Here is a 12,314-nt window from a genome sequence, read left to right as displayed (position 1 = left end):
TGAACTGCCGGTAAGGAGGCACCAGACCATGAGCGAGGATTCGCTGCGGCTGACCGTCCGTCGCATGACCTGGGAGGCCGAGGGCGTCCTGTCCCTCGAGCTCACCCACCCCGACGGCAAACCGCTGCCCGCATGGACCCCCGGCGCGCACGTCGACGTCCACGCCGGCGGCCAGGTCCGCCAGTACAGCCTGTGCGGCGATCCCCACGCCGCCGACGTGTACCGCATCGGCGTACTCAACGAACCGTCCTCGCGCGGCGGTTCACGCTTCGTGCACACACAGCTGCGCCCCGGTCAGCAGATCACCGTCTCCGAGCCGCGCAACCACTTCGCGCTGGAGGACGCCGAGCGCTACGTGTTCGTGGCCGGCGGAATCGGGATCACCCCGCTGCTGGCGATGGCCAGGGAGGCGGCGCGCCGGGGCGCCGAGTGGCGGATGGTCTACGGCGGCAGGAGCCGGGCCTCCATGGCGTTCACCGGTGAACTCGACGCGCTCGGCGGTGACCTCACGCTCGTCCCGCAGGACGAACACGGCCACATCGACCTCGACGCCGTACTCGCGGGGCTTCCCGAGGGCACCCTCGTCTACTCCTGCGGACCCGAGCCGCTCCTCGCCGCCGTAGAACAGCGCTGTCCCGGGGACCGGCTGCGCCTGGAGCGGTTCGCCGCGCCGGTGGTGGAGCACACCGGCGACGACGAGGCCTTCGAGGTCGAGTGCCGCACCTCCGGGGTGACGCTCACCGTCGGGGCCGGCACCTCCGTGCTGGAGGCCGCCGAGGGCGCGGGCATCTCCGTGAACAACTCCTGCCGCGACGGCATCTGCGGTTCCTGCGAGACCCGGGTGCTCGACGGCACGCCCGATCACCGCGACTTCCTGCTGAGCGAGGCCGAACGGGCCACGGGCACCACCATGATGATCTGCGTCTCGCGGTGCGCCTCCGGCCGGCTCGTCCTCGACCTGTGACACCTTTCCCCGCACCTTCAGGAGAGACCGTGAACGACACCTGGCCGTACCTGGACATCCACCAGTCCCGCACGCACGAGCCGACACCGTACGAGTACAAGCTCGCCGCGACCCTCGAGGAGGTCTTCACCCACGAGGGCCACGAGCTCACCGACGTGGTGCGCGGACTCAACGCCCGCCAGGTCCACGCCGCCGACGGCGCGCCCTGGACCGAGGAGTCCTTCCGCGCCGAGATGAACCGACTGGGAGCCTGACCATGACGCTGTCGACCTCCGCCTCCGCGGAACACATCTACGCGACCGGCCTGCGCAACCAGTGGCACCCCGTCGTCCCCTCACACTTCGTCGCCCCGGGCGCGATGCGCAAGGTGACAGCGCTCGGCGAGCAGTGGCTGCTGTTCCGGCGTTCCGACGGCGTGCTGTCCATGCTTGCCGACCGCTGCCCGCACCGCGGCGCCCCGCTGTCCCTCGGCAAACACCTCGGCGACCGGGTGGCCTGCTGGTACCACGGCGTGGAGGTCGAGTCCGACGGAACGGTCTCCTCCGTCCCCGGACTGCCCGGCTGCAGTCTGGAGGGCAAGCGGCTGGTCACCTCCCTGCCCGTGCGCGAGGCCGGGGGTGCGATCCTCGCCTACTTCGGGGACGAGGAGCATCCCGACCCCGTCGAGCTGACGCTGCCCGAACCGCTGACCGACCCCGAGGTGGACGCCTTCCTCTGCTACGCGGAGTGGAACGCGCCGTGGCGCTACGCCGTGGAGAATCTGCTCGACCCGATGCACGGGGCGTTCCTGCACCATGACTCCCACACGATGTTCGACGGCGACACGACCGCCAAGTTCCGCATCCGGGAGACCCACCGGGGCTACTTCTTCGAGAAGACCGACCAGCGTGGCGTCAACTTCGACTGGGTGGAGCTCTGCCGCACCGGCGTGGACTGGGTCGACCTCTCCATCCCCTACCCGCCGTCGGCCGGTCCCGGCGGTGCGTTCGGCATCGTCGGCATGGTCTGCCCGGTCGACGAACGCCGCAGCGGTGTCTTCTTCTGGCGCTACCGCCGGGTCTCGGACTGGCAGCGCGCGTCCTGGCGCTTCCTGTACCGGACCCTCATCGAGCAGCGTCACTGGGACGTCCTGGAGCAGGACCGGGTCATGCTGGAGGCCATGCCCGCCGACGCCGACCAGCAGGAGAACCTGTACCAGCACGACCTCGGTGTGGTGCGGTTGCGCAGGCTCTACCGCGCCGAGGCCGAGGCCCAGTCCACGGCGAAGGCCTGAGCGGCGGCCCCCCGTCCGCGAGGCCACCGGGGGAGGGGCCCCGAGACGCCGGACGGCTCCGGCCGGATCGTCATGACCCACCGGAGCCGTCCGTGACGACTGCCCAGGCCCTGGGGGCCTCACCTCGGGCTCAGCGCGCGACGCGGAGGCCCTTCGCCGCAGCGACCAGCTCGGGGACCGTGGCGAGCTTGACCCGAGGCCGTCCCGCGCGCTCCCCCAGGGCCAGTTCGGCCCGCTCTATCCGGGCCAGACCCCGCGCGTCCACGATCCGCCGGTTACGGCGCCGCACCAGCCGCTGGAACGCCTTAGCCCCCTGTACGGGCGTGGGCAGCGCTCCGGCCACGGCGTCCTCCAGGAGCGCGGTGACGGTCTCGGCGGCACAGGTCCGGTTGGCCCCTATGCCCCCGGAGGGCCCGCGCTTGATCCAGCCGACGACATACGTGCCGGGGCGGCCCGCCACGCGTCCGTCCTCGTGCGGGACGGTTCCCGTCGCCTCGTCGAACGGCAGGCCTGCGACCGGCACACCGCGCTGGCCGACGGCGCGCAGCAACAGCCCCGCGCACATCTCCACGTGCTCGGCGCCCTCGGCCCCGCCGGTCACCCGGACAGCTCGCACGCCACCGTCACCGAGCACCTCCACCGGTGCGGAGTGGAAGCGGAACACGATGCGGCGCCCCTCGGAGGGCGGCGTCCGCCAGTCCACCTCCTCGCGGGGGACGTCCTGGAGCAGGGCTGCCCGGTCACCCGGTGCCGCGGCGTCGATCACCGCGCCGGTCCGCGGATCATGGCCGTCGACGACGAGTTCCACGCCGGGCAGATGCTTCAGCGCGAGCAGTTCGGACCGGGTGTACGCCGCGTCCGCGGGCCCTCGGCGTCCCAGCAGCACCACCTCACGCACCGCGCTCGTGCGCAGGGCGTCCAGCGCGTGTCCGGCGATGTCGCCCGCCGCCAGGGCCGCCGGGTCCGAGACCAGGATGCGGGCCACGTCGAGCGCCACGTTTCCGTTGCCGACCACGACGACGCGTTCCGCCGACAGGTCCACCGCGTCCGGTGCGACGTCGGGGTGGGCGTTGTACCAGGAGACGAAGGTGGTCGCGCAGATGCTGCCGGTCAGGTCCTCGCCCGGGATGCCGAGCCTGCGGCCGGCCGGCGCGCCGACCGCGTAGATCACCGCGTCGTGGTGGTCGCCGAGCTCCTGCGGGGTGATGTCGCGGCCCACCTCCAGGCCCAGGTGCATACGCACGCGCGGATGCGTGTGGAACCTCGCGAAGGTGTCACCCGCCTTCTTCGTCGGCAGGTGGTCGGGTGCCACACCGTAGCGGATGAGCCCCCCGGCGACGGGCAGCCGGTCGATCAGTGTCACCTGGGCGCCGGTGTGCAGCAGCAGGTCCTCGGCGGCGTACATCCCCGCCGGTCCGGTGCCGACCACGGCGACCCGCAGGGGTGCGAAGTCCGCCGGCAGATTCCGGTCGAAGACCGGCTCGCCCCACGCGTGGAAGTTCGGCCCCACGGGAGCCGGGGCCGCCTCCCTGTCCGCGAAGTACGCGGCGTTGAGCGGGCCGTACTCCCGCTGCGCCGCCGGCAGCGCGTCCACCGGGAAGACCGCGTCCACCGGGCAGGCGTCGGCGCAGGCACCGCAGTCGATGCAGGAGACCGGGTCGATGTACAGCATCTCCGTCCGGCCGAAGTCCGGCTCGTCCGGCGTCGGATGGATGCAGTTGACGGGGCACACCGTGACGCACGTGGCGTCGCTGCAGCACGTCTGGGTGATGGCGTAGGTCATGTCTTCCGCTCAGATCAGATCAGATGGGCGCGCTTGTAGAAGATGAGGGCGGGCTTGGTCAGCAGGCGGGCGGAGGCCAGGAAGTCCATGAGGCCCGAACAGCTGGACCGCATCATCGCCTTGTGGTGCTCGTTCGCCTTCGCCTCGGCGATCGCGCGCTCCGCGTCGAGCCCCGCGTTGGCGTAGACACCCTTGTTCACCATGCTCGTGACGATCACGTACGAGGCGATCGCGATGACGAGCGCGTTGATCCTGCGCCGTACCGGGCCCGCGCCGCCGAGATGCCTGCGCGTCTCCGCGCGGGCGAACTTCATGTGCCGGGACTCCTCGACGACGTGGATGTTGTTGATGGTGCGGACGAAGGGCACGACCCGCTCGTCCCGCATCCAGTCGCGCTGCATGACGTCCAGGACCTCCTCCGCGACGAGGATCGCCGCGTACGCCGCCTCACCGAAGGCGAGCGTCTTGAAGGCGCGGCCCAGCTCCACCGCGAGCCGGTGCGGCCGGTAGGGAGGGGCGCCCAGTTTCTGCGCGCCGCGGGCGAACATGATCGAGTGACGGCACTCCTCGGCGATCTCGGTGAGTGCCCACTGGACGTCCGCGCTCGTGGGGTCCTTCGCGTACACATCACGCAGCACCATCTGCTGCAGGATCATCTCGAACCAGATGCCGGTGCTGGCCACCGACGCGGCTTCCTGACGGGTGAGTTCCTTGCGCTGCTCCTCGGTCAGCTCCGCCCAGTAGGCGGTGCCGTAGAGGGTGCTCCACTCCGGGCTCGCACCGTGGAAGTCCTTGTCCAGCGGGGTCTCCCAGTCGACCTCGGTAGCTGGGTCGTAGGCGAGCGTGGCGGCCGATTCGAGGAGGCGACGGGTGAGGTCGTCCTCGGGCGGCCGGTCCTGGGCATCCGGTCGAACGGTGCTGCTGGCCATGGTGCGGCTCCTCGGTTCGTCAGCGATGTTCCTTGGTGCGTTCACATTGCGTGGTTGCGGTGACGGAGTGTCAAAGAGGCTTTCACGCGCCCCTGTTGTGCAGGCAGCATGCGGAGAGGGCCGGTGTCCGACCGGCCGTGCCGCCTTCTCGCCCCGCTTGTTAGACGGAAGGTATAGCAAGGATGCCCGGCGGGCCTACCCCCCAGTAAGAAATGTGCGCGCATCCTCGCGACATCTCCTCGCTCCGATACGGGAACGGGGCTTCCGGTGATCCTCTCCACGCGCGTAGAGGGGCTCTTCGTTCGTGATGTCGAACATTGTTCGCAATTTCAGCGCGAGTCATTGACGCCGGGTTTCACCGGGCCTACGGTCCCGTCCGAAGTAGCGGGCAGGAGCCGAAATATCGAACATCCTGCCCTCCTTCGCCGCGTCCCCGCACCTCAGAGACGAGTCGAGACGAGCCGCCATGCAACCACCCCTCCTCAGCCGGCGCCGAGCCCTCGCGGGCGGCGCAGGCGCCCTGGCCGCCGCCGGAGCCCTGGGCTCCCTGTCCGGTTGTGCCGCCCCCGCCACCGCAGCAGGTCCCGGACAGACCCTGCTGCGGTTCTGGCACCTCTTCGGCGGCGGCGACGGCGTCAACATGCAGGGCATGCTGGACGACTTCCGCGCGGAGCACCCGGACATCGCCCTGGAGGCCTCGACCCTGCAGTGGGGCGCCCCGTACTACACCAAACTCGGCATGGCGGGCGCGGGGGGCCGGGCACCCGAGCTCGCCGCACTGCACCTGGCCCGGCTCGCGGGCTTCGCCCCCGGCAGGCTCCTCGACCCGTTCGACCTCGATCTGCTGGCCGAGCACGGGGTGCGCGAGGAGGACTTCCCGCCCGACATCTGGCGCCGGGGCCAGGTGGGCGGCAAGCAGTACGCCGTGCCGCTCGACACCCACCCGTTCGTCCTCTACTACGAGACCGAGGTCTGCGAGAAGGCCGGACTCCTCTCGGGAGGCCGGCTCAAGCCGATCAACGGCGCCGAGGAGTTCGCCGAGGCGCTGCGCGCCGCGAAGAAGGCGACCGGGCAGCCGGGCCTCGTCACCGAGACGCTCGGCCCCGACTGCATCACCCCGTGGCGCCTCTTCTCCAGTTTCTACGCCCAGACCGGCGGCAAGGTGCTCTCGCCGGACGGGAAACGTCTCGCGCTCGACGACGCCAAGGCGCTGAGGGTCCTGGAGTACCTCGCCCGGCTCGTCGAGGAAGGGCTGATGGTGCGCCGCGTCGACTACGCGGGATCCGTCGGCGTCTTCAACGGCGGCAAGACCGCCTTCCACCTCAACGGTGAATGGGAGATCAGCACGTTCAAGGCCACCGGGCTCCCGTTCTCCATGGCCCGCATCCCCGCGCTGTTCGGCACCGCGGCCACCCAGGCCGACTGTCACGCCTTCGTCCTGCCGCACCAGGCGGACCGGGGCGGCGCCCCCGACGAGGCGGCACACCTCCTCGTCGCCTGGATGCTCCACCACTCCGTGGCCTGGGCCGAGGGCGGCCATGTGCCCGCCTACCTGCCGGTACTCGACGACCCGGCCTACCTCGCGCTCAAGCCGCAGTCCGAATACCGCACCGTCATCGACGACGTCGCACTCGACGAACCCGCCTGGTTCGCCGGCTCCGCCTCCCGGCTGTGGATCGAGCTCGGCGCCGTGTTCTCCGGGGTCCTCACCGGCTCCAGGAGCCCGCGCAACGCCCTGACCGAGGCGAAGGCCCGGCTGCGGGCCCTCCTCGACACCCGCAACCCCCTTCCGGGAGCCGCGTCATGACCACCACCACCGCGGCGGCGACGGCACCCGCGTCGAAGCCCGCCGGGAGCCCGGCCGGACGCCCGGACCGCTCCGTGCGCCGGAAGTGGACCGAACACGGCCTGGTGTTCATCGCGCCCTTCCTCGTGGTGTACGCCCTGTTCCTGATCTGGCCGCTGATATCCGGCCTGGGCATGAGCCTGACGAGCGAGAACATCACCGGCAGTGGAGGGGAGTTCGTCGGCCTCGACAACTACGCCGAGGCGGTCCGCGACCCCGAGGTGTGGTCCTCGCTGTGGAACACCGTCTGGTTCACGGTCCTGTCCACCGTCCCCCTCGTCGTCGTCGGCCTCGTCCTGGCACTGCTCGCGCATCAGCTGCGCGTCGTGCAGTGGCTGTGGCGGCTCAGCTGGTTCGCCCCGTTCCTGCTGCCCTCCGGCGTGGTCTGCCTGCTGTTCGTGAACATGATCCTGCCGTCCGACTTCGGTCTCGCCGACCAGTTGCTCGCCTCGGTCGGGCTGACACCGGAGATCGGCTGGCTGACCGACGAGCGGTACGCCATGCTCAGCATCGTGGCCACCACCGTCTGGTGGACCGTCGGCTTCAACTTCCTGCTGTACCTCGCCGCCCTCCAGGCCATCCCGGCGCATCTGTACGAGGCCGCGGAACTCGACGGGGCGGGTGCGTGGAAGCGGCTGCTGCACATCACCCTGCCGATGCTGCGCCGGACCACCGGACTGGTCGTCGTCCTCCAGGTGCTCGCCTCGCTGAAGATCTTCGACCAGGTCTACATCATGACCGGCGGCGGACCCGACGAGTCGACCCGGCCGATCCTCCAGTACGTCTACCAGCAGGGCTTCACGGGCTACCGCATCGGGTACGCCTCCGCCGTCTCCTACATCTTCTTCGCCCTGATCCTGACCGTCTCCCTGGTGCAGCCGCTGCTGTCCCGGCGCCGAGCTGAGGAGGCCGCGAAGTGAGCGGTTCCACCACCGTCGTCCCGCCCCGTACCTCCCTGCCCGAGAAGCCCGCCCGGTCCGCCGGCGCGGGGGGCCGCCGCATGCGGTGGACCCCCGGCAGAGTCGTTCTGCTGGTCATCGCCCTGCTGCTCACCGCGGCCTGGCTCCTGCCACTCGCCTGGGCGGTCGCCACCTCCCTCAAACCGGAGGGCGACGCGGCGAAGACACCGCTCTCCTGGATCGGTTCGCGCGTCACCTTCGAGGCGTACGGCAAGGTCTGGGAGTCGGGCGACCTCATGGTCTGGCTCATGAACTCGGCGTACATCTCCGTCATGACGACGCTGCTGACCGTCGTGACCTGCGCCATGGCCGCCTACGGCTTCACCCGCACCGACTTCCGTGGCCGCCGGCTGATCTACGGTCTGGTGCTGGCCGGCATCATGGTCCCGCCCCAGGTCCTCATCGCGCCCCTGTTCCGCGAGATGGTCCAGCTCGGCCTCGTCGACACGTACTGGGGCGTGATCCTGCCGCAGGTCGCCGTACCCGCGATGGTGTTCATCCTGGTGAAGTTCTTCGAGGGGGTGCCCCGGGAGCTGGAGGAGGCGGCCTTCGTCGACGGAGCGGGCCGCTGGCGGGTGTTCTGGACGATCGTCATCCCGCTGTCCCGGCCGGTGCTCGCCGCGGTGGCGATCTTCACCTTCATCTCCACCTGGAACAACTTCCTGTGGCCGTTCCTCGTGACCACCGACCCGGGTGGCATGACCCTGCCCGTGGGCCTCGTCAGCGTCCAGTCGACGTTCGGTGTGCGGTACGCCCAGATCATGGCCTCGCTCGTGATCGCGGGGATGCCGCTCCTGATCGTCTTCGCGTTCTTCCAGCGGCAGATCGTGCGGGGCATCGCGCACACCGGTCTCGCCGGACAGTAGCGTCACCGGGCGGCCCGTATGGACGGTTCGTCGTCCGCACGGGCCGTCAGGCGATCGACGTGCCCCGCGCCAGGAGCAGAGCCACGTCCGCGGCGGCCACCGCGACCGTCCCCGCGAGCGCCGCCTTGCGCCACGTCCTGACCGGTCGTGGAGCGGCGAACGCCGTCGCCAGCACCACGGTGCACAGAGCCGCCGCGCAGAGGACAGGCACCGGGCCGGGCCCGCCTCCTGCCGGGGGACCCAGGACCAGGACCGCGGTGGCCGCCACCAGGGGGAGCGGAAGCAGTCGCCGGGTACGGGCTTCGCCCCACCGCTGCGGCAGACCGCGGATCCCCGCCCGCAGATCGGCCTCGATGTCGGGCAGTACGTCGCCCAGATGGGCCGCCACGCCGAGCAGGGCACCCGCGGCCACCGCCCACCACGCGGGCCACGGACGGCCGGGCAGGCTCAGGGCGACCAGGCACGGCAGACTGCCGAATCCGGCCGCGTACGGCAGCCAGGACAGCACCGTCTCCTTGAGCCGCAGGTTGTAGGCCCAGGCCGCCAGGACCCCCGCCAGGTGTGCCGACCCCGCGGCGGCGCCGCACGCCAAGGACAGCACGGCGCACACGGCCAAGGCGGTGAAGGCGGCGCCCCACACCGTGCCCGCCCCGACCGTGCCCCGTGCCACGGGCTTGCCGGGGCGGGCGGCGTCGGCGTCGCGGCGGGCGTCGAAGGCGTCGTTGCACCATCCCACCGACAGCTGTCCGGCCAGTACGGCCGACGCGACCAGCGCAACACACCCGGTCGTGAGGCCCGAGCTGACGCCCAGTGCGGCGGCCAGCACCGTCACCGCCGCCACCGGCCCCGGGTGGCACGACAGGAGAAGCCCGGTCAGCGGATGCGGCAGCCGTACGGTGGAGGCCTGGGATGCGAGCCGATCCGTGGTGTCCACGAGCCGATCGTAGGGACACCTGGCTGCACCAACACGGCAGCCGCGCGCCGAAGGTGCGGCGATTTGCCCCGTTCTGTGGGCAGGATGTGAGCCATGACCTCTCCGAAGCGGTGGCCAGGATGAGCCGGATCGTGGCCGTTCACGGGGTGCTGCCGCCGCACCGTCACAGCCAGCGCGAGGTCACCGACATGGTGGCGCGCACCTGTCTGCCGCAGGGCTCCGACCGTCGCGTCCTGGACCGGATCCACGGCAACGCCGGAGTGCGCAGCCGGAACACCGTGCTGCCGTTGGAGGGCTACGCCGGGCCGCACGACTTCGGGACGTCCAACGACGTGTTCATCCGCGCCGCCGTCGACCTCGGTGCCGAGGCCGTACGCGGGGCCCTGCGCAAGGCCGGACTGCTGCCGACCGACGTGGACCTGCTGATGTTCACCTCCGTCACGGGGATCGCGGCGCCCTCCGTGGACGCGCGGCTCGTCGGCCGTCTCGGTCTGCGCCCCGACGTGAAGCGGCTCCCCGTCTTCGGACTGGGCTGCGTCGCCGGCGCCGCCGGGGTGGCGCGGCTGCACGACTACCTGCTCGGGCACCCCGGCCAGGTCGCCGTCCTGCTCTCGGTCGAACTCTGCTCGCTGACCTTCCAGCGCGACGACGCGACCCCTGCCAACCTGGTCGCCACCGCGCTCTTCGGTGACGGCGCGGCAGCGGCGGTCCTCGTCGGCGGCGAGCACCCCTCGCGGGCGGGCGGCCCCGAGGTGCTGGACACCCGCAGCCGGCTGTATCCGGACACCGGGCACGTCATGGGCTGGGACATCCGAAGCTCCGGATTCACCGTGGTGCTCGACCCCGCCGTCCCCGACGTCGTACGCAGGTACCTCGCGGAGGACGTCACCGCCTTCCTCGAACCGCACGGGCTCAAGCCGAAGGACATCGCCCGCTGGGTGTGCCACCCCGGAGGCCCCAAGGTGCTGGAGGCCGTCACGGATGCCCTGGACCTGCCGGGAAGCGCCCTCGACGTGACCCGGAGGTCGCTGGCCGAGACCGGCAACCTGTCGTCGTCCTCGGTCCTGCACGTGCTGCGGGACACGATGGAACAGCGAGGCCCCGACCCCGGAAGCCCCGGCCTCCTGATGGCCATGGGGCCCGGCTTCTGCTGCGAACTGGTGCTGCTGCGCTGGTAGTCCGGAGGAACACATGATCTGGTACACCGCCCTGGTGCTCGCGGTCGCCGCCGAACGCCTTGCCGAGCTCGCGGTGGCGTCGCGCCACACGCGCTGGAGCCTGGCCCGGGGCGGCACCGAAGCCGGCCGCGGACACTACCCCGCGATGGTCACCCTGCACACCGCTCTGCTCGGCGCCTGCCTCGTCGAGGCCTGGCTCGGGAACCGTCCCTTCCTGCCCTGGCTCGGCTGGACCATGGTGGCGGTGGTGGCCGCCGCCCAAGGGCTGCGCTGGTGGTGCGTCCGTACGCTGGGGCGCCGCTGGAACACCCGGGTCATCGTCGTCCCGGGCCTGCCCCTGGTGACCGGAGGCCCGTACCGCTTCTTCCGCCACCCCAACTACGTGGCCGTCGCCGCCGAGGGAGCGGCCCTGCCGCTGGTGCACGGCGCCTGGGTCACCGCCGTCCTGTTCACCGTGCTCAACGCGGCGCTCATGGCCGTACGCGTCCGGTGCGAGGACGGTGCGCTGGCCGGTCCCGCCGGAGCGGACGCGCGCGCGTGATCGACATCCTGGTGGCGGGCGGCGGGCCGGCCGGGCTCACGGCGGCGATCCGGGCCGCCGCGATGGGCCTGGAGGCCGTGGTGGTCGAACCCCGCCCGGCGCCGGTGGACAAGGCCTGCGGCGAGGGCATCATGCCCAGCGGTGTGGCGGCCCTGCGCCGGCTGGGCGTGGCCCCGGCCGGCAGGGCACTGCGCGGAATCCGCTACGTCGAGGGCGCCCGGCGGGCCGAGGCGACGTTCCGGGACGGGCCCGGACTCGCCGTACGCCGGACCGAACTGCACGCCGCCCTGCACCGGCGGGCCCGGGACCTCGGCGTACGCCTCGTCACGGGCCGGGTGGAAGAGGTGCGCCAGGGGCACGACAGCGTCACGGCGGCGGGGATGACGGCACGCTGGCTGATCGCCGCCGACGGCCTGCACTCGCCGTCGCGCCGCGCCCTGGGCCTGGACCGGCCCAGTACCGCACCCCGCAGATACGGGCTGCGCCGCCACTACGGTGTCGCCCCCTGGACGGATTTCGTGGAGGTGCACTGGTCACGCCACGGCGAGGCGTACGTGACCCCGGTGGGGGAGGGGACGGTGGGGGTGGCCGTACTCAGCCACCACCGGCGCTCCCACGACCAGCACCTCGCCGCCTTCCCCGCGCTGGCCCGCACGCTCCGGGGTCTCGACGCCGGTCCCGTACGCGGCGCGGGCCCGCTGCGCCGGATCGCGAGCGCGCCGAGAGCGGGCCGCGTGCTGCTGGTCGGGGACGCGGCGGGCTACGTGGACGCGCTCACCGGTGAGGGAATCGCGCTGGCGACGGCGACCGCCTGGGCGGCGGTCGACTGTCTCAAGGCGGGGCGGCCCGAGCTCTACCCCGCCCGGTGGGCACGGCTGACGCGCCGGCACCGGCTGCTCACCCAGGCACTCCTGGCGGCGGCCGGACACCCGCTGACCGCCGGCCTGATCGTCCCGGCCGCCCAGCGCCTGCCACCGCTGTTCAGCGCCGCCGTACGCGCCCTGCAGTAGCCGGCCGTGCCGGCCCGACGTCGCCGGACCC

General features: G+C 71.8%; 12 protein-coding genes. 9 read left to right on the top strand and 3 right to left on the bottom strand.

Annotated elements, in window-relative coordinates; all coding sequences use genetic code 11:
* Positions 1–28 precede the first annotated feature (28 nt).
* From ACFY8O_RS18185 to ACFY8O_RS18175, 3 genes are read left to right on the top strand one after another with little or no spacing between them, the layout of a single operon-like run.
* Complete coding sequence (locus ACFY8O_RS18185; RefSeq protein ID WP_387903448.1) at positions 29–964, top strand: PDR/VanB family oxidoreductase; 936 nt, start codon at positions 29–31, stop codon at positions 962–964.
* Positions 965–993: 29 nt separating this feature from the next.
* Positions 994–1,218: a recombinase-like helix-turn-helix domain-containing protein gene (locus ACFY8O_RS18180; RefSeq protein ID WP_145811426.1), complete on the top strand. Its 225-nt coding sequence runs from the start codon at positions 994–996 to the stop codon at positions 1,216–1,218.
* A 2-nt stretch (positions 1,219–1,220) separates the two neighbouring features.
* Positions 1,221–2,237, top strand: a complete 1,017-nt coding sequence (locus ACFY8O_RS18175; RefSeq protein ID WP_387903444.1) for a Rieske 2Fe-2S domain-containing protein — start codon at positions 1,221–1,223, stop codon at positions 2,235–2,237.
* A gap of 130 nt (positions 2,238–2,367) precedes the next feature.
* Here ACFY8O_RS18175 and ACFY8O_RS18170 read toward each other — a convergent pair whose 3' ends face one another.
* Together ACFY8O_RS18170 and ACFY8O_RS18165 are read right to left on the bottom strand one after the other, a co-directional pair.
* Entirely contained in the window at positions 2,368–4,020 is a 1,653-nt protein-coding gene (locus ACFY8O_RS18170) for an FAD-dependent oxidoreductase (protein ID WP_387903441.1), read from the bottom strand.
* Positions 4,021–4,034: 14 nt separating this feature from the next.
* Positions 4,035–4,949, bottom strand: a complete 915-nt coding sequence (locus ACFY8O_RS18165; RefSeq protein ID WP_145811433.1) for an AurF N-oxygenase family protein — start codon at positions 4,947–4,949, stop codon at positions 4,035–4,037.
* Positions 4,950–5,415: 466 nt separating this feature from the next.
* Between ACFY8O_RS18165 and ACFY8O_RS18160 the strand changes: the two genes are divergently transcribed.
* The 3 genes from ACFY8O_RS18160 to ACFY8O_RS18150 all read left to right on the top strand — a co-directional run bounded on the left by ACFY8O_RS18160 (position 5,416) and on the right by ACFY8O_RS18150 (position 8,620).
* Entirely contained in the window at positions 5,416–6,756 is a 1,341-nt protein-coding gene (locus ACFY8O_RS18160) for an extracellular solute-binding protein (RefSeq protein ID WP_387903437.1), read from the top strand.
* Positions 6,753–7,715, top strand: coding sequence for a carbohydrate ABC transporter permease (locus ACFY8O_RS18155; protein ID WP_387903434.1), 963 nt, complete (start codon positions 6,753–6,755; stop codon positions 7,713–7,715). The genes ACFY8O_RS18160 and ACFY8O_RS18155 overlap by 4 nt, the downstream gene beginning before the upstream one ends.
* 80 nt (positions 7,716–7,795) lie before the next feature.
* The gene (locus ACFY8O_RS18150; RefSeq protein WP_387903735.1) at positions 7,796–8,620 is read left to right on the top strand and encodes a carbohydrate ABC transporter permease; all 825 of its coding nucleotides are present in this window, start codon (positions 7,796–7,798) and stop codon (positions 8,618–8,620) included.
* Between the two features lie 46 nt (positions 8,621–8,666).
* Here ACFY8O_RS18150 and ACFY8O_RS18145 read toward each other — a convergent pair whose 3' ends face one another.
* Positions 8,667–9,554, bottom strand: a complete 888-nt coding sequence (locus ACFY8O_RS18145) for a UbiA family prenyltransferase (protein WP_387903432.1) — start codon at positions 9,552–9,554, stop codon at positions 8,667–8,669.
* 119 nt (positions 9,555–9,673) lie between these two features.
* On the opposite strand from ACFY8O_RS18145, the gene ACFY8O_RS18140 reads away from it, so the two are divergent.
* From ACFY8O_RS18140 to ACFY8O_RS18130, 3 genes are read left to right on the top strand one after another with little or no spacing between them, the layout of a single operon-like run.
* The gene (locus tag ACFY8O_RS18140; protein ID WP_387903732.1) at positions 9,674–10,732 is read left to right on the top strand and encodes a type III polyketide synthase; all 1,059 of its coding nucleotides are present in this window, start codon (positions 9,674–9,676) and stop codon (positions 10,730–10,732) included.
* A 13-nt stretch (positions 10,733–10,745) separates the two neighbouring features.
* A complete protein-coding gene (locus tag ACFY8O_RS18135) occupies positions 10,746–11,273 on the top strand; it encodes an isoprenylcysteine carboxyl methyltransferase family protein (RefSeq protein ID WP_387903429.1) in 528 nt (175 codons plus the stop codon).
* Positions 11,270–12,283 carry an NAD(P)/FAD-dependent oxidoreductase gene (locus ACFY8O_RS18130; RefSeq protein ID WP_387903426.1) on the top strand — a complete coding sequence of 338 codons (1,014 nt, stop codon included), beginning with the start codon at positions 11,270–11,272 and terminating at the stop codon, positions 12,281–12,283. Before ACFY8O_RS18135 ends, ACFY8O_RS18130 begins: the two co-directional genes overlap by 4 nt.
* Positions 12,284–12,314: the final 31 nt, after the last annotated feature.

The sequence above is a fragment of the Streptomyces argenteolus genome, assembly GCF_042902585.1.
GTDB lineage: Bacteria > Actinomycetota > Actinomycetes > Streptomycetales > Streptomycetaceae > Streptomyces > Streptomyces argenteolus.
Note: the sequence above shows the minus strand (reverse complement) of the source record. Positions and strands in the feature narration are given on the sequence as shown.